The following is a 16,964-nucleotide window of genomic DNA, read 5'->3' as shown; positions in this document are numbered from 1 at the left end:
ACATAAAAAAGCTGACAAGACAGGTTTCGTACCCGTCTTGTCAGCCTTTATTCATTCTTATTATATCCCTTACGGTCGTTGCCAATCCTCCCTCAGCCATTCAACCAAGAGGAGCTCTGGCACATTCACTTTATTAACTTCGGCATAGTCTCTCACCCGTTCAAGCAAACGTCCCGCGGTTCCCGCACTAACCTCTAAACCATGTGCGTTCAGAACATGCATGATTCCACCACTTCCGGAATGTTTACCTAACACAAAATGATGTGCTCTCCCCACCTCAGTGGGATCAAAGGTCTGGTAGGTGGCTGTTTCTTTCAACAAACCGTCAACATGTATCCCAGATTCATGTGTGAAGGCGAGTGATCCGACGATTGGTTTGGCATCGCCGACACTTCGGCCCGAGGCTGCGATCACCCTATCCGCCACCCCCTTCAGACACTCTGGACGCACGCTGCTCTCCCCGCCATAAAGATAACGCCAAGCCATCACTACTTCTTCCAATGCTGCATTCCCGGTGCGTTCACCAATCCCTGCCACCGTAGTGCTTGCCCAGACCGCACCCGCGGCAATACCGCTAAGTGTGTTTGCAGCCGCAAGACCAAAATCATTGTGGCAGTGTACCTCAAGCTCTACATCTGCAGGAACAGCACTAAGTAATGTGCTTACCCGCTCTGCCATTTGACCCGGATGATGAGCAGATACCGTATCTGCATAACGGAACCAACGAATGCCTTCTTTATATAATGTATTTACCAGTTCAACCAAGTACTCCATACTCGCCCTTGAAGAGTCCTCCATCCCCACCGACACAGTCATTCCTAGCCGTTGACCATATTCCGTCGCATGCAGTAATCTTGTCAGACCTTTGGCAGGTGTTAAACCTAGCTTACCTTGTAATTGAATTTCCGAGACAGGGATCGATACATGACTCCAGTTCACACCCGTCGCCCATGCTTTGTCGATATCACTTTCCAAGGCCCGATTCCAGGTCATCATCTTCATAGGAAGACCTAAATCAGCGATAGCCGCAATATCTTCTTGCTCTTGCTTGCCCATGGCAGGAATTCCTACCTCTGCTTGCTCCACTCCGCATTCCGACAGCAACCTTGCGATTTCCAGCTTTTCTTCCCTCGTGAATGAAACTCCAGCCGCCTGTTCACCATCCCTAAGTGTCGTGTCACATAGCCTGAGACTTTTCACGGTTTACCTTCCTCTCCGCAGCAAGTGCAATTCGGATTACGGGTAATATGGACGCTGTAACAGGCGAAGTCGAGTGAATTGAAGCGATGCATTACGCCCGCATAAGTCGTCCCTACCCTTGTAACCCATTTTACGGCTTCCAACGCAGCCAGACAACCCGCAATTCCGGAGGTTGCTCCCAATACTGGAAAGCCAAACGGTTCCCATTCTGGATTAACATCCGGATAAAGACACTCTAAGCAAGGGGTTTCACCAGGTATAACCGTTGTTAGTGAAATCTCAAATCCATACATCGCCGCCTCTATCATTGGCGTGCCGGTTTCTACACATAGGCGGTTCAACGTATATCTTTCCGGAAAATCATACCGTGCATCAATCACTATATTAGCTTGCTCTACCCAAGGTTTTGCCATATTGTATTCAATCTTCGAATTATATCCTTCAATTTCAACATTTGGATTCAGACGTTTTAGCTGCTGAATTGCTGTGCTCATCCTTTCCATACCCAAATGATCACTGTCCATCAAAATCTGTCGATTTAAATCTGGAGGCACAATGTTTCCTTCATGCGCCAAGATCAGCTTGCCGATTCCGGCAGCAGCTAAATAAAGTGCGGCAGTGCCTCCAAGCCCACCAATTCCAGCAATCATCACTGTAGCTTCTTTTAGCGCTTTCTGCCCGCCTTCTCCAAGCAGCTTCAATTGGCGTGCGTATCGTTCCAGTTCGGTGCCGCCTACAAGCTGCTCCATTTTGCTCCCTCCCTGTGGCTGAGCTGCATCATTGGAATCTAACCCTCCAGACCATCCGTTCCATAGAGAGCTGTCATTTCATTAAATTTATCCATAAAGGCCAGCCCTTCTTCTACACAAGCAACGCCGTAGCGAATTACTTTATCCTCCGAGGTAAAAGGAAACGGAAAACCTGCTCTCAAGCTTTTTAACACAAGAATAATCCGATCACTATATAAAAGAGCACGCCCAAATCCTTCCCCATTTATTTCAGAAGAGCTCTGAACCAGAACCCCACTTTTCTCCTCGATCACGCCCGCCACCGCCTGAAACAAGAGAGGAACCTGCAAACGGACCTTTGGAGAAACCGCGCAGTTAAAATCAGATTTGTTCTTGTCTTCAGGGGAAGCGAGAAACAATCGTTCGATCTTCTTCTGTGGTGAAAGAGAATCATGCCTTCCAAAAAAGTCTTCTGTATCAAGCAATTGACACAACCGGCGTATGAGCATCTCTGCTATATCTTTATCCAGCTTTTTCTCCGTGGTTCGACAACGACGTTTTAATACTGCCGCTTCCGGAGCAACCCGGCCCATTAATGCAGAACTCTCATTAGCTATGGGATCCATCTACACTCGCCCCTTCCGCTTCATTTTCAGCATGTAATACCTTGGCTAGCCACATCGGTGGTTTGCCCTGTAGCATTTCAACAATCCGCTTCACTTGCTCATCAATAGGACTGCCTGGCGGAACCTTTACCGGCATAATTTTACGACGTGTGACTCTTGCCGCTGCTGAGGCTCCAATCTGCATGATGAATATTAGCGTGCAATCCTCTACCACCTCCAGACGACTCTCTATTTTGCCTGCTTCATCCTGATTGAGAATCGTTGGCAGTTTACGAAGACCTATAAGCTCCCCGCCACCTTTGGTAACTTTATAAATTGCGAACATCGGACTCTGCCCAAAATGGGCATTCACTCTAATTCCATCCTCTGTAGCGAATGCTACTTTCACGATGTTCCTCCTCCCTTCGCATTAACAGATTCGCCGCTTTATTCGTCCACTCCATCGCTCCCCGATACCCTACAGAGGTGGCCATATAAGCACCAAGCTCATTCCAAACGGGAAATCCAGCCGCCATAAATGCTGCATCTAACCGCGCCGCTCCATTTATCCCATGTGAGTTACCGATCCATAAATCTGCACCTTTACCCAAAAACTCAACATCATCCAGATCACCGACCCATACCTCTCGTTCCATCTCAACCACCAAAGGAGTTTCATAGGAGGTGACCAGGGCCTTTTGCTCCACCCCCAGCTCTTCGAGCCAAGAAGATACGGTATACAAATGATCTGGCTCCAGCGCGACAAGTGCAGACATCCCCGCAAATTGAAAATGAGCATCCAGCATGCTATCCAATAAATTCTCCCGTTGCCAGCAATAACGAAGCTGTACCGGCTCCCCGCTAATTTGATGCAGGAATTGCAAAATATCATCCGTTGCTTTAAGCCCCATCGCACTCTCGAATACTTTGTAGGGAGTTCCCAGCGCATTATGCAGTCTTCTAGCTGGACGCTCCATACTTCCGCCGATGGCAATGGTTAGACCCGAATGCAAGCTTTGCAGCATCGAATCCAGAGGCACCCCACCTCTTGTCAGCGGTGAAAATCCTGTCAGCAGATGCCCAGACAAAGAGGTCGAAATATCAGGTACAGCGATTACCTCAAAACCGAAGGAGGATATCATTTCTTTCAGCTCCATCACATCACCCGGCGTCAGAAACGATCCCGGCAAGAGGGTAATCTGACGTGTATTTACACTCCTTGAACCCCGATGGCCTACCTGCTGGATCATCTCATCAAGCATCGCCTCCACGGTAGAGCTGAACCCCGATTCCAATGAACCACGAAAGTCTGGTAAGGTGACGGAAAAAGCAAGCCCACCCCGCATGTTCCGCTCCCTTTTATAGGTCTTGAGCATGGATTGATAATCCACTCCTGCCACATCCGTCAGCTCAGTCCCAATAATGCCTATAATGTCTGGTCGGTGTTTACTGAGTATGGTATTTAGAGCTTCCTCTAAATTACGATTCGCATCAAAGATTACATCCATCTCCTGCAAAGCAGAGGTCTGTACGGCTATAGGCTCACGAAAATGCCGGGTAAGCAGCGCCTTCGGAAATGCGGAACAACCTTGCGCACCATGCACAATAGGCAATGCCTTGTAGCAACCCTGAAATGCCAGTACGGAACCAAGGGATTGGCCTATTTTCATTGGATTAACCGAAGTCGGTTTACTCCTTTTGTTAACGGTCATAGGAAGGTTCCCCCTTATCCCAGGGAGCGGCACTGGCAGCCAGCTTCCAGATTGGATTATCAAGAGAATACGTCAGCTCCTTAGCCAGCCTTAGTAAACCTTCGTAACCAGCATAGGCCTTGTGTCTTTCTTGATTAATATCGATAAACGGAATCTGCTCTTTCATTGCCACATACATATTCCGTCCGCCAGCAATCATAATATCTGCCTTACGATCCCGGACGGTTTTGATAATTCGGCTTGCCCCGCCCTCCGGAATATATTCGGTGTCATCACCAACACGATCCGCTATACGCCGTACATCATCTTCCGTGCTTTTGTTCGTGCCTACACCTACCACCTGAACGCCTAACTCCTTCAGTGCGGAAATAATCGACCAGCTTTTTACTCCACCCGTATAGAGAACTGCTTTCTTTCCTTTAAGCAGCTTGCGGTAGGGCCGCAGCTCCTGAATCAGTCTGTTTTCCTCTCGTTCCGTCAACCGATCCACACGCCGCTCCATCTCACGGTCATTCAGCAAATAAGCCATTTGACGTAAGGAATAAGTTGTCTCTTTGGCCCCATAGAAGGAGCCTTCGAAATAGGGAATGTGGTATCTTGCCTCCATTTCTTTTGCCAGACCTAACAATGCACGGCTGCACACAACCATATTCACTTTTGCATGATGTGCCCATGTAATTTCCTTATATCTTGCATCCCCTGTAATTCTGGACATTAGCGTAATTCCAACACTCTTCATTAATTTCTCGATATCCCACATTTCACCCGCGATATTGTACTCTCCAATCAAATTCACACCTAAAGGAATCTCAATCTCTGGTTCACCTGTGCCAATGACATATTGTAGCAGCGCTTCACCAGCCAGCCGATTTCCAAGATTCTTACTGCCTACGAATCCGGGACTGTTCACGGGGATCACAGGAAGCCCCAATCTGCCTGCCGCTTCCTTGCATACCGCATCCAAATCCTCGCCAATCAATGCTGTCACACAGGTCGCATATACAAATATTGCCGGAGGCATAAAGCGCCCGGCAATATAGTCGATACTATCTTTCAGTTTCTTTTCTCCGCCAAAAATAATGTCGTTATCGTTGAGATCTGTAGTAAATCCGTATTGTGAAAGTGATGGCCCGCTTGACAAAGCCCCTCTACTTTCCCAGCTATTCCCGGCACAAGCAGCCGGCCCATGGACGAGATGCGCAGCATCCATGATCGGCAGCAGCGTGATTTGGGCTCCGTCGAAGGAGCAGCCCCCAGCCGCTTCGCCCGGCTTGGGGCGTGGACATGGCTTCGATTTCGGAGTTAAGCTCCCGCAAGCTTGCGCGTCGAATACATCGTTTCTGATGGACTCCATCGTACCACCTCCCGTAACTGAATACTCCTTACTCTTAAAATGCTCAATTATTCAGTGTCACTACGATAAATATTGGACTAACGAACAAGATCGTGGTTGAAGCCAGATGAATCCTCATCCAACCCCTGCAGGATTGTATTTACTATAGTAGTTAACAAGTTCAAGGCACCTTGATAACCGATAATCGGATAACGATGCAGATGATGGCGATCAAAGACAGGGAAGCCTACACGGATCAAAGGAACGTCGGCATCTTTGGCAGCAAATTTAAGATGAGAGCTTCCAATGGCCAGATCCACAGGATCATCAATCAGCAGCGAGCGCATATGCCACAAATCATTTCCGATATGAACCGTTGTTTCTGCTCCGTAGGGACTGGCAGCAAGCAGAGCTTTCGCTTCTTCTTTAAATCCGTTTTCCCCATTGGAGCACACAATATGAATAGGCTCTATACCGACTTCCAGACAGAATTCAATCAGGCCGATCAGCAAATCCGGATCGCCAACTAAAGCCACTCGTTTGCCATGCAGATAAGGGTGGCTATCGAGCAAAGCATCCACTACCCGGCCACGTTCTTCCACAAGCTCAGGCGGAATGGGCAATCCCGTTAATTCACTGATAGACTCTATTAGCCGATCTGTCGCATTAATGCCCAGTGGAGTCGACATCGCAACGGTCTGTTGTTTCCATGTGCTGCTGATGTATTCCAATGTTTTTTTGACAGAATATTTCTGAAGTGATAGAGTTCCCAACGCATTAGCTGCCTTCGGCACATCTGCCAGCTTCGTTCCCCCATAATAATAGGAATATTCTCCTGTAGCCGGGGAATCAAAATTGCCGCTGTGGTCACCAAGGAAGGTGTAGCCTGTATCAAACGCGGCAAGGATTTTTCGAATTTCCGCAAAATTCCCCGTATAAGGCTCAAACCCTATAATGACATTCAGCTTCTCTCCAGTTCCCTCTCCACTGCCAGAGGTAGCTTCAATCCCAGAGCGGATGAACAAGGTACTGAGGATGGACTTTAACATGGAATCGTAACCTGTAATATGTGATCCGGAAAAACTTGGTGTGTTGGCGTAGGGCACTGGAATTTCGTTCGAAATTGCACCCTTCTGGCGGGCATTGGATATAAAAGCCTGCAGATCATCCCCTATAACCTCAGCCATACATGTAGTGGATACAGCTATCATCTCTGGCTTATAGAGCGCCACACTATTTTCAAGACCATCAATAAGATTGTTCATCCCTCCGAACACCGCACCATCTTCTGTCATAGAGGAAGAAACCGCGGGGGTTGGCTCCTTGAAATGACGGCTCAAATGACTACGAAAATACGCAGTGCAACCTTGGGAGCCATGTATAAACGGCAGAGTTTTTTCGAATCCCAGCGCAGCCATCAAGGCTCCTAGGGGCTGGCATGCTTTATGAGGATTAACTACCAGTGAGGTGCGAGCAAAATTCTTATCCTTATATTCAGACGACTTCGAGTAGGCTAATGCTTCCGCTGTCTCTTGCTCACTGCAGGGTGCCTCGAATGCTTTTTTCCCTTCACGTTGCTTCACATAGGGTTCAGTTTGAAATAATGTATTGTAATCCGGGATCTCCAGTTTGTCCTTCATACGCCCGCCTCCTTTTTAGGGAGTGATCCTGTTTTCCCTGAATTGATCAAGCTCCACACTGGGCTGTTAATGGTCATGTCCATGTCCTTAGCAAAAATCTTAAACCCGTCATAGCCATGGTAAGGACCACTATAATCCCAAGAGTGCATTTGCCGGAAAGGAATACCCATCTTGTGATACACATATTTCTCCTTCACACCCGAGCCCATCAGATCAATATCAAGTCTTTGCGCAAGCTCTTCCAGCTCGTAAGCGGTTGGATCATCGTAGATAATAGTGCCTTCCGGCAGTTCAGGGAATGTTTTCTCGTAATCATCCTTGTGAGCGAACTCATAACCTGTGCCCACTACCTCCATCCCCAGATCCTCATAAGCCCCCAGTGTATGGCGGGCACGTAATCCGCCTACCAGCAGCATGACCTTTTTACCTTCCAGCCGGGGTTTAAATTTAGAGATAATCGCCTCCATTTGTGGCGTGTATTTAGCGATGACTTTCTCGCAGTTTTCCTGAATATACTCATCAAACCTTGCGGCGATGGCTCGAAGGCTTTCAGCTGTTTTGGTCGGCCCGAAAAAGTTGTATTCCAGCCAAGGAATCCCATATGCTTTCTCCATCGTCGTTACCATATAGTTCATGGAGCGATGACAGTGAATCAGATTGAGCTTCGCCTTATGCGCGATCGCCAATTCATTGATGGTTCCATCCCCAGACCACTGCGCAATAACACGCAGACCCATTTCCTCCAGTAAAATGCGTGAAGCCCAAGCGTCCCCACCGATGTTATAATCTCCGATAATATTAATATCGTAAGGACCACATTCCGCAAGCTCCTTCTTCCCCATCAGAAAATCACGGATCGCATCGTTAGCAATATGATGACCCAAGGATTGGCTAACCCCACGGAATCCTTCACAACGAACGGGAATGATCGGGAGACCTAGCTCGATAGACATTTTTTTGGACACCGCTTCAATATCGTCTCCGATTAGCCCCACAGGACACTCTGATTGGATCGAAATTCCTTTAGCCAGTGGGAACATTTCTTTAATTTCACGGCAAATGACTTCAAGCTTCTTGTCACCGCCAAATACAATATCTGTCTCCTGAAAATCACTCGTCACCTGCATAGCCGTAAAATTATCAATGCCCAGTGTTCCGTTGGCATAATTCCGTCTTGTTCCCCAGCTATATTGCCCACAACCTACAGGACCATGGCTGATATGCACCATATCCTTGATCGGGCCCCAGACCACGCCCTTCGAACCGGCATAAGCACATCCTCTTTGGGTCATAACCCCCGGACGGGACTTCATATTCGATTTGATGGCGCATTTGCCACAGTTTATTAACTCTTCATTATTGATTTCAAAATGCTTCTGACGATCCTTCCGTGCCTTTTCCGGGTAAACCTCAAGAATCTCTTCGAGCATCTTTTGGTTATCTTCGATATTTAGCCCCATTCTGAATCCTCCTCATCCCTTAGAGTGATCCGGTGAACAGCCGTCTCTCCACTCCTGTTCACCGGACGAACCTAATTATTGGCCAGATGCCTTCAGCTTTTTCAGCGCGGTCTCTTCATCCTCAATCACACCAAATTCCATGAGTAAATCCTCCAGCTCTTCCATAGAAATCGGGGTCGGGATTGTCATCATATTGTTATTCAGAATCTTTTCTGCCAAAATCTCATATTCTCTAGCTTGCTGATGATGAGGATTATATTGGGCTACGGTCATTCTTCTCAGCTCTGCATGCTGAACCACATTATTCCGCGGGACAAAATGGATCATTTGTGTATTCAAACGGCGTGCCAGCTCCATAATGAGCTCATCCTCACGGTCCGTATTACGACTGTTGCAGATCAGACCGCCCAATCTTACGCCACCGCTGTTGGCATACTTTAGAATTCCGCGCGCAATGTTATTGGCCGCATACATAGCCATCATTTCCCCGGAGCATACGATATAAATTTCCTGTGCTTTATTCTCACGGATCGGCATTGCAAATCCACCACATACCACGTCACCAAGTACGTCATAGGATACAAAATCCAATCCTTCATAAGCCCCTTGCTGCTCCAAAAAATTAATCGCTGTAATAATCCCGCGGCCGGCACACCCCACACCCGGTTCAGGTCCACCGCACTCCACATTAAGAATGTCGCCATATCCCAACTGAACTACATCCTCAAGCTCCAAATCCTCAACCGTTCCTCTTTCAGCTGCCAATTGGAGCACTGAATTCTGAGCTTTGGTGTTCAGAATCAACCGTGTGGAGTCCGCTTTAGGATCACAGCCTACGATCATTGTTTTTTGACCAAATTTAGTGGCGAGCTGCGCCAAAGTGTTCTGCGAAGTTGTGGATTTACCGATACCGCCCTTACCGTAAAAAGCAATTTGTCTCATCATTCATCATCCCTTCGAAATCGATATATTTTCAAAATAAGAGCTGATCTTCACACTTTCGAGAATCACATCCTGTATTTCACCTTTACGCACCAGAGGCAATACCCCGGCTTTATTTAAGCTGGCGCGAGGGACATCGCCAATACCAGAGCAGAGCAATATTTGACAGTCCTGTAATATAGAAATAATTTCTTGTAGCGTGGTATTCTTATCCCCATTACAATCCGCTTTACCGTGGCAATAGGCCTGAATCTTTCGGACACCTAGCAGCTTCACGCTTACTCCATCTGTTTCATAAACCATGAACTCTGTCGCGTGGCCAAAATGTTGATTGACCTTATCCCCACCACGTGTAGCAACAGCGACTTTGGTGGTGTGCTGCCCTTGCTGGAAAGAGTTCTGCCTTAGCTCTTTGGCTTTGACACGCTGACGGATTTTGGCATCGAGTTCACGTTGAAAGAGCGCTCTAGCTTGCTCATTTATAACTGGATTTGCATCCATCTTTTCTAATATAAAATCCTGATTACGATCCTGACCCAGCAGCCCAATGGCATCAGCACGGCATTGCCGACAATGGCGCATGACCTTCATTCCTTCGCGCCCAAGCACTTCCTGCAGGTTGTGCAGTTCTTTAGGACGCGGCGCCTTGCGCCCATCCCGTTCATACTGACTTCCCGGTGCGATAATTAAAGGCGTCACATTATGCAGAGTTGCCCCGAGCGCTTTAACTGTTCGCGATACTTCAGGGAGATGATGATCATTGACCCCTGGAATCATAACGGAATTAACTTTAACAAGAATACCTTGCTGTGCCAGCAGCTCCAAACCTTGAAGCTGGCGGCTGATCAGCAGCTCCGCTGCTTCTTGTCCTTCGTACCGGACCCCTTCGTCAACAACCCATGGATAAATTTCACGGCCCACATTGGGATCAATGGCATTGATGGTGATCGTGACATGACGGATACCTAGCGCTAGTATGGCGTCTACATGCCTGTAAAGGGTCAATCCATTAGTACTCAGGCAAAGGGTAACATCAGGGATCTGCCGCTTGACTCGTTCGAACGTGTCAAAGGTTCGTTCTGGATTCGCCAGCGGATCACCCGGACCTGCAATCCCAACTACCGACAGTTGCATCAGCTGTGCGGCTACACCTTTCACTTTTCTTTCAGCTTGCTCTGGAGTTAGCACTTCACTAACTACACCAGGCCTGCTTTCATTCACACAATCGAATTTTCGGTTGCAGTAATTACATTGGATGTTACAGGCGGGAGCAACCGGGATGTGCATCCTAGCAAAAAAACGATGAGCTTCCTCGCTGTAGCAGGGATGGCGGCTGAGCTCCTCCTCTGCTTCAATGGATAACCTCGATGACGTCTGCGGCATTTCCCCACCTCCTAAAAGTTTTATGCAACATGAACTTCTAGTACTTCTTCGCAGTAAAACTCACTTCAACAGAACAACTGATGTAATTTTAGTTAACACAAACCATGTTCGATTGCTTTGATTAGTTTCATCATATTTTCATCAACCTACATCGTCAATCGAGTTTTTCCTTTTTAAGTCCTGTTTTTCCTTATGTTTGCAGTTTCGTCATATTAAATGTTAGTTTATATAACCTAAATGTATCATGTTTCCGTTTCCATTTTTATTCAATCTCTGTTGATTTCCGTCATCATGTCATGTTTCTGGCCATTTTAATGATTCTTAAAAGATAGAATCCATTTATTTCTGCAACTTTTATTGACAATGACTTTCATCTCGTATATGATCTCTTTAGGCAAGAACACATTGAATAATCTTAAAAATTTAATATATCCCGTAAAGGGGAGTAGCTGTTAAATAAAGTCGTCAATACGAGAATATGAGGATATTCTCCGGCTTTATTGGCAATTCACATTGTTAGCGAGACCTTTACCAATCAGGTTAGACCTTTATTCCAAAGGCTAATCTGTTTGGTAAAGGTCTTTTTTATATAAATTTGGTTAAAATGGTAGGGTAGATATCTTTTGGTAGATATTTGCATTCAAAAAGGGAGGACAACAGTAATGGATTGGGGATTATTATTAGAGTACGGTTGGGTATTGCTTGTTCTGGTAGCACTAGAGGGACTACTCGCCGCAGATAACGCATTGGTATTGGCAATTATGGTTAAGCACCTTCCTGATGAGGAAAGAAAAAAAGCGCTGTTTTACGGATTAGCGGGGGCCTTCGTGTTCCGATTCGGTTCGCTATTTGTCATCTCCTATCTGGTCGATATCTGGCAAGTACAAGCCATCGGCGCGATTTATTTATTATTTATCGCGGGTAATCATATTTTCCGAAAACTGTTGTTTAAGAAGCCCGTCACAGATGAAGCTGCTGAAAGCGGCACTGACGGTGCGGTCAATAAAAAGAAATCCAGCTTTTGGTTTACTGTTCTGAAGGTAGAAGTCGCTGACATCGCCTTCGCGGTCGATTCCATCCTAGCCGCAGTTGCACTCGCGGTTGCTCTTCCTGCAAGTGGTCTTCCAAAAATCGGAGGCCTCGATGGCGGACAATTCCTCGTCATCTTTGCCGGTGGATTTATCGGTCTGGTCATTATGCGTTTCGCAGCTTCCTTCTTCGTTAAGCTGCTGCATTCCCGTCCAGGACTTGAAATTGCAGCCTTCTTTATCGTAGGTTGGGTGGGTGTTAAGCTGTCAGTCATTACATTGGCGCACCCTTCACTTGGTGTTCTGTCCGAAGATTTCGCTCATAGTACCTGGTGGAAAGCCACCTTCTACGTTGTGCTCGTACTCATCGCTGTAATCGGCTGGTTTATGAGTAGCCACAAGGTTGAAGAGAATGTTGGCGAGAATCCGGTTAGAGAAGTAGACAAACAACTCGGTAAATAATCGTTAAAATACAGCCACAAACAATACCCCGTAAGATGCACCTTCTGAACAGGTGTCCGTCTTTCGGGGTATTGTTATTTATCCTCGTTTTTGCTCTCGATATTCCTGCGGCGTACAGCCAACTGTTTTTTTAAAGAATCGGAAAAAATAGTGCTGATCACTAAACCCGAGCTGGCCGGAGATCTCGTGCATTTTTAGAGCAGTTCCAAGCAGCAGCTCCTTACTCAGCTCCACTTTTTTCTCCAGAATATAATCAGAAATCCCCTTCCCTGTCGTTCTTTTATACCAGCGTGACAGATAGGACGGATTAAGTGAGACTTCCTGCGCAATCCGGGTTAAGGACAAATCATCGGCCAGATGGGATTTAATATATTGGTGGATCATGGACAGGATGTTCGATTCATCATGTTTATAGGTAGCGCTTCTGTTCGAGATAATCCATTCAAAGAACGTGTGATAAAAAGAGATGACATCCGACCAGTGTGTATTGATATTAAAATATAACATACGTGATAAATTCATACCGCTATGGGCTTTTTCCGTTAAACCTAACTCTTGTAAAGTCTGCAGCAGGGTGTTACTGATCCCAGACATTAATCTTAATCTCAAAAAAGGATCCTCCGGCCCACCTTCCCCCGAGAGCTCCACCCATTTGCGAAAAGATGTGCCCCAATCGAGATCACCTTCAAGCAGCCGTTGTTTTAAATAGTCGAGCAGTAGTTCCGCTGTTGCATTTCGATTATGCATAGAACCTGGACTTGGGCTCAGTTCCTTGGTATTTATCCTCAGCAGCTTTTCCATCCCAAGTCCGGGGCTATCAAAAATGGCTAATCGTAAACGGTTCAAGGCATAGTTCAGCTCATGCCAATGCACTTCCTGATCACTGGCGATAATAGACACAGATAGTTGCAGACATTTGCCACAGGCTTGCTGAACGGATTCCATTGTTCCATGGACGAAACGGAGCGTTTTTAACCAGAGCTCTTCTTCCTTGATTGAGGATACACTTTCACTTTTAGGCTGAACAAAACAAGCTATCGTCCCCGGGTCCAGATCCACAGCCTTAACTTCAACCTTGTCGCTGAGCAGCTCCTCCGCAATATTGGCTACCGCATAACGAATTAAACTCCGGTCTGAAGCCGTTTCATAATTTCGCCAAGCCTCCATCCGCAGAATAATAGGCAGGACGGGTCCATCCGCTTTGAACGGGAGCTGAATGGCGTCGAATTCAACCTGCAAGCTCTGCCGGTCTATCCGTTCGGTGCGTCTTAGAATATCGTGTAATAATTGCTGCTGTAACTGGGGCAGAGCACGCGGGAGCTTATCGCGAAGCCATTGGCTTTTATAGAAATAATCCTCTTCTGAAGATATTTTCTCCAAAGTCAGCTCCACAGCGGCACGAATTTTATCCATCCCCTCTGTCTTCAATAAATAGTCAACTACACATGGATTTCGGATCGCCTGATGGGCAAAATCGAATTCATTATGTCCTGTCAGCAGAATTACTTTACAACGCGGCCAGCGGTCGACAATTTCCTGAATTAACGCCATCCCATCCATACCTGGCATACAGATGTCACTAAGCACAATATCTATTTTTACGGTATTAAGCCAATCTATGGCATGATCCGCTGAATGAACCTTTATGATCTCTAAATCTTTAAAATCTGCCTTTACAAAAAATTCGTACAGCCCATCCAAAATATTAGGCTCATCATCAACTATCATCATTCGTTGCATCCTGCACGTCCCCTTTAAGCGGTAAATTGACTCTTACACAAAGCCCGCCCAAACAACTTCTCTCTGCCTGCAAGCCATAAGGAGAACCAAATTTGATCCTCAATCTCTGATTTACATTTAATAAACCTGTGATCTCCCCCTGAATGGCATTCTGCTCGGAGAACTGGCGCTGCAAGAGATTTAACTTGTCCTCACTAAGCGAGTCACCGTTATCTTCTATTATAATAGTCAGCGTATGCTCAACTTTTTCATAACTCATTTTTAATAGGCCATTGCTGCTTTTTTGCTTAAGCCCATGTTCGAATACATTTTCAATAATGGGCTGCAGGAGGACCCGTGGGACTTTGATGTCCCGGCAATCCGCTGCAATCTCATCTACTTCAGCTCTAATTCTCGCGCCAAAACGAATCCGTTGTATAGCCAGATAGACCAAAGCATGCTCCTGCTCTTGCTGCAAAGTAACCTCCTGGGCGGAATCCCGGGTCATGTACCGAAAATATTGCCCTAAATAATCAGAGAACTCCTTGATCAGCTCTACATTTTCCACCTCAGCCATCTGTTTTATGCTAAATAGACTGTTGTAGAGAAAATGAGGCGTGATCTGCGATTGTAAATGTTTAAGCTCCGCTTCCCCTGTCCGGATACGCTGCACGTAGTTCTCATCAATTAGTGTATTTAAATGCTTAAGCATCTCATTGAAACGAGAATATAGATACCCAAACTCATCCCTGCGGGAGTGAGTAATAAAGATCCCCGTCTGCCCCTGCTCCGCTTTCTTAAACCCTCTGATAAGAATAGACATCGGTCGATGAATCATCCTGTACGTCCATAAAGAGAACAAGATAATGATCACTATCGAGACAACGAACAACAGCCACAGCAGCAATGAGTACACATGAATCGGCTTCATGAGCACCGTGTTGGGAATATTTGCGGTCAGCCTAAAGTTATTGCTGTGATCGTAGAGCGAATAATAAAAAGAGTCATCATAACGATACCGCTGCACACTTACAGTATCTTCACTATTTAGCGGTTTCTCTACTGGGAATAACCTGGGCTTCTGGTCAGAAGTTGATATCACATAATCGTTATTGCCGAAGGCCAACGTAATATCGCTCCCCCCTGATACAGCAAATTCTTTCAAACGCAACTCAAGCTCAGGCGACGAAAGCTTCACTCCCAGCAAAAAATTAGGTGAAAGATTGCGATCCAGGTTATAGGGATTACTGCGCAGTAAATACAACTCGTCTTCGTATTTAGATAAAGCGCCCTTCAGATTGCCCATAGTGGCCAGCAGACTTTGCCATTCCTCATTGGTGACATCCCTAACCCCCACCGCAGCGCTAACCCGCTTATTAATTTCCGGTACATAATACACAACATCACTAATATAAGGACTGGTTTCTTTGATTTGTTTTAGCTTGGTGTATATATTGTTCAGATTAGAATCCACTTCGTACCGGCTCATAATTGGAATACGGGTACTGAAGGTAGCCAGCGTTTCATCCTGAGAGTACTCCGTGACTAAGCCCGTTATCCGTTGCAGCTCAAATTCAAGATGGCTATAGTAAAAATGAACCTTCGATTCGTTCGCCCTCTCCACTTCAGCTTGCATTTGGTTGGAGCTATAGTAGGTAATAGATATACTCAGCGCACAGAGTGGAAGCATGACCAATAGGAAAGCTCCGATCAGCTTGATCACAATGGAATCGGGGTTCCACCCGATGGAGAATGATTTCATTGGAATTTTCTCCCTCTTCTAACGAATAATAATAAAGAAGGAGCCATGTTCAGGCTCCTTCTTATATTTAGGTCCAGTCCAGTTTACCCCTTTACACTACCCACGACTAGTCCATGCACAAAATATCTTTGCAGGAACGGATAAATCGCCAGGATCGGAATGATAGACAAGAAGATCTGGGAGGCTTGCGTTGTACGGTCTGAGATTTGATTTAATAACGCAGCTTGTTCAAAAGTAATATTTTCAGTCTGGATCGATACCTGCTGAAGTATGGATTGTAAATAGGTGGCCAGCGGATAATGTTCCGGGCTTCTCATATAAATCATACCATCGAACCATGCATTCCAGTGCCCCACCAAAGCGAACAACGTAATGGTCGCAATACTTGGCATAGATACCGGCAGATACACACTCCATAACGTACGTAAGTGTCCTGCGCCATCCATCCATGCGGCTTCCTCCAATTCTTTTGGCAAACCTCTGAAGAAATTGAGCATAAGCAGAACATTAAAGATCGGCACCGCGCCCGGTATAACAAGCGCCCAGATGCTATCCAGCAGCCCCATTTCTTTTACAATTAAATAGCCAGGAATCAGACCCCCACTGAAGAGCATCGTGAACACAAAAACCCAGGCATACACGGTCCGTGAGCGGAAGGACTTTGCCTCTTTAGACAATGGATAAGCTACTAGAATCGTAAACAACAGGTTAACGGATACGCCAAGCACTACCCGGAGCAGACTAGTTCCGAAGGAGTGAATGAACTGGTTGTTCTGAAGGATATATTTATAGGAAGAAAGTGTGAAATCCACAGGCCAGAAGGTTACGCTACCCGCGTTAACAGCTGCGCTGGAGCTGAAGGAGATCGCCAGAATGTTCACGATCGGAAAAAGACAAAGCACTGCGAGCAAAGTCAGAAATACATAATTGCAGCGGAGAAACCAACGATAAGCAGTTGAAGTATGGTGCATTTAGTCCACTCCTTTCTCT

The 16,964-nt window shown here is 46.3% G+C and carries 14 protein-coding genes; 1 reads left to right on the top strand and 13 read right to left on the bottom strand.

Annotation, left to right across the window (positions count from 1 at the left end; genetic code table 11):
- Window positions 1-69 precede the first annotated feature (69 nt).
- The 10 genes from MHH49_RS15680 to nifB form a co-directional block, all read right to left on the bottom strand.
- Window positions 70-1,200: a homocitrate synthase/isopropylmalate synthase family protein gene (locus tag MHH49_RS15680; protein ID WP_038573087.1), complete on the bottom strand. Its 1,131-nt coding sequence runs from the start codon at window positions 1,198-1,200 to the stop codon at window positions 70-72.
- Window positions 1,197-1,949, bottom strand: a complete 753-nt coding sequence (locus MHH49_RS15675; RefSeq protein ID WP_076223453.1) for a HesA/MoeB/ThiF family protein — start codon at window positions 1,947-1,949, stop codon at window positions 1,197-1,199. Before MHH49_RS15675 ends, MHH49_RS15680 begins: the two co-directional genes overlap by 4 nt.
- A gap of 38 nt (window positions 1,950-1,987) precedes the next feature.
- The gene (locus MHH49_RS15670; RefSeq protein WP_076296890.1) at window positions 1,988-2,554 is read right to left on the bottom strand and encodes a DUF269 domain-containing protein; all 567 of its coding nucleotides are present in this window, start codon (window positions 2,552-2,554) and stop codon (window positions 1,988-1,990) included.
- Window positions 2,538-2,942 (bottom strand): NifB/NifX family molybdenum-iron cluster-binding protein, encoded by a 405-nt coding sequence (locus tag MHH49_RS15665; RefSeq protein ID WP_036679578.1) that lies wholly within the window; start codon window positions 2,940-2,942, stop codon window positions 2,538-2,540. Before MHH49_RS15665 ends, MHH49_RS15670 begins: the two co-directional genes overlap by 17 nt.
- A complete protein-coding gene (gene nifN / locus MHH49_RS15660) occupies window positions 2,908-4,245 on the bottom strand; it encodes a nitrogenase iron-molybdenum cofactor biosynthesis protein NifN (RefSeq protein ID WP_076296891.1) in 1,338 nt (445 codons plus the stop codon). The genes MHH49_RS15665 and nifN overlap by 35 nt, the downstream gene beginning before the upstream one ends.
- On the bottom strand, window positions 4,235-5,599 hold the full coding sequence (gene nifE / locus MHH49_RS15655; RefSeq protein ID WP_339809288.1) for a nitrogenase iron-molybdenum cofactor biosynthesis protein NifE: 1,365 nt from the start codon (window positions 5,597-5,599) through the stop codon (window positions 4,235-4,237). Before nifE ends, nifN begins: the two co-directional genes overlap by 11 nt.
- Window positions 5,600-5,676: 77 nt before the next feature.
- Window positions 5,677-7,218, bottom strand: coding sequence for a nitrogenase molybdenum-iron protein subunit beta (nifK, locus tag MHH49_RS15650; protein WP_339809287.1), 1,542 nt, complete (start codon window positions 7,216-7,218; stop codon window positions 5,677-5,679).
- On the bottom strand, window positions 7,215-8,678 hold the full coding sequence (nifD, locus tag MHH49_RS15645; RefSeq protein WP_036679590.1) for a nitrogenase molybdenum-iron protein alpha chain: 1,464 nt from the start codon (window positions 8,676-8,678) through the stop codon (window positions 7,215-7,217). Before nifD ends, nifK begins: the two co-directional genes overlap by 4 nt.
- 75 nt (window positions 8,679-8,753) lie before the next feature.
- A complete protein-coding gene (gene nifH, locus MHH49_RS15640; protein WP_235219430.1) occupies window positions 8,754-9,623 on the bottom strand; it encodes a nitrogenase iron protein in 870 nt (289 codons plus the stop codon).
- A 3-nt stretch (window positions 9,624-9,626) separates the two neighbouring features.
- Window positions 9,627-11,003: a nitrogenase cofactor biosynthesis protein NifB gene (gene nifB / locus MHH49_RS15635; protein ID WP_038573093.1), complete on the bottom strand. Its 1,377-nt coding sequence runs from the start codon at window positions 11,001-11,003 to the stop codon at window positions 9,627-9,629.
- A gap of 662 nt (window positions 11,004-11,665) precedes the next feature.
- On the opposite strand from nifB, the gene MHH49_RS15630 reads away from it, so the two are divergent.
- Window positions 11,666-12,493, top strand: coding sequence for a TerC family protein (locus tag MHH49_RS15630; RefSeq protein WP_036679597.1), 828 nt, complete (start codon window positions 11,666-11,668; stop codon window positions 12,491-12,493).
- A 78-nt stretch (window positions 12,494-12,571) separates the two neighbouring features.
- On the opposite strand, the gene MHH49_RS15625 is transcribed toward MHH49_RS15630, so the two are convergent.
- The 3 genes from MHH49_RS15625 to MHH49_RS15615 all read right to left on the bottom strand — a co-directional run bounded on the left by MHH49_RS15625 (window position 12,572) and on the right by MHH49_RS15615 (window position 16,945).
- On the bottom strand, window positions 12,572-14,233 hold the full coding sequence (locus MHH49_RS15625) for a response regulator transcription factor (protein WP_339809286.1): 1,662 nt from the start codon (window positions 14,231-14,233) through the stop codon (window positions 12,572-12,574).
- Window positions 14,211-15,974, bottom strand: a complete 1,764-nt coding sequence (locus MHH49_RS15620; protein ID WP_036679602.1) for a sensor histidine kinase — start codon at window positions 15,972-15,974, stop codon at window positions 14,211-14,213. The genes MHH49_RS15625 and MHH49_RS15620 overlap by 23 nt, the downstream gene beginning before the upstream one ends.
- A gap of 83 nt (window positions 15,975-16,057) precedes the next feature.
- Window positions 16,058-16,945 (bottom strand): carbohydrate ABC transporter permease, encoded by an 888-nt coding sequence (locus MHH49_RS15615; protein WP_076099478.1) that lies wholly within the window; start codon window positions 16,943-16,945, stop codon window positions 16,058-16,060.
- Window positions 16,946-16,964: the final 19 nt, after the last annotated feature.

This window comes from Paenibacillus sp. FSL F4-0122 (assembly GCF_038002845.1).
Lineage (GTDB): Bacteria > Bacillota > Bacilli > Paenibacillales > Paenibacillaceae > Paenibacillus_AQ > Paenibacillus_AQ odorifer.
This window is presented reverse-complemented; position numbering and strand designations above follow the sequence as displayed.

What these genes read in the sequence shown, in the direction of transcription:
- MHH49_RS15675 (WP_076223453.1), bottom strand. Translation starts at nt 1,949, where the DNA reads ATGGAGCAGCTTGTAGGCGGCACCGAACTGGAACGATACGCACGCCAA.
- MHH49_RS15670 (WP_076296890.1), bottom strand. Translation starts at nt 2,554, where the DNA reads ATGGATCCCATAGCTAATGAGAGTTCTGCATTAATGGGCCGGGTTGCT.
- nifN (WP_076296891.1), bottom strand. Translation starts at nt 4,245, where the DNA reads ATGACCGTTAACAAAAGGAGTAAACCGACTTCGGTTAATCCAATGAAA.
- nifE (WP_339809288.1), bottom strand. Translation starts at nt 5,599, where the DNA reads ATGGAGTCCATCAGAAACGATGTATTCGACGCGCAAGCTTGCGGGAGC.
- nifK (WP_339809287.1), bottom strand. Translation starts at nt 7,218, where the DNA reads ATGAAGGACAAACTGGAGATCCCGGATTACAATACATTATTTCAAACT.
- nifD (WP_036679590.1), bottom strand. Translation starts at nt 8,678, where the DNA reads ATGGGGCTAAATATCGAAGATAACCAAAAGATGCTCGAAGAGATTCTT.
- nifH (WP_235219430.1), bottom strand. Translation starts at nt 9,623, where the DNA reads ATGATGAGACAAATTGCTTTTTACGGTAAGGGCGGTATCGGTAAATCC.
- nifB (WP_038573093.1), bottom strand. Translation starts at nt 11,003, where the DNA reads ATGCCGCAGACGTCATCGAGGTTATCCATTGAAGCAGAGGAGGAGCTC.
- MHH49_RS15630 (WP_036679597.1), top strand. Translation starts at nt 11,666, where the DNA reads ATGGATTGGGGATTATTATTAGAGTACGGTTGGGTATTGCTTGTTCTG.
- MHH49_RS15625 (WP_339809286.1), bottom strand. Translation starts at nt 14,233, where the DNA reads ATGCAACGAATGATGATAGTTGATGATGAGCCTAATATTTTGGATGGG.
- MHH49_RS15620 (WP_036679602.1), bottom strand. Translation starts at nt 15,974, where the DNA reads ATGAAATCATTCTCCATCGGGTGGAACCCCGATTCCATTGTGATCAAG.
- MHH49_RS15615 (WP_076099478.1), bottom strand. Translation starts at nt 16,945, where the DNA reads ATGCACCATACTTCAACTGCTTATCGTTGGTTTCTCCGCTGCAATTAT.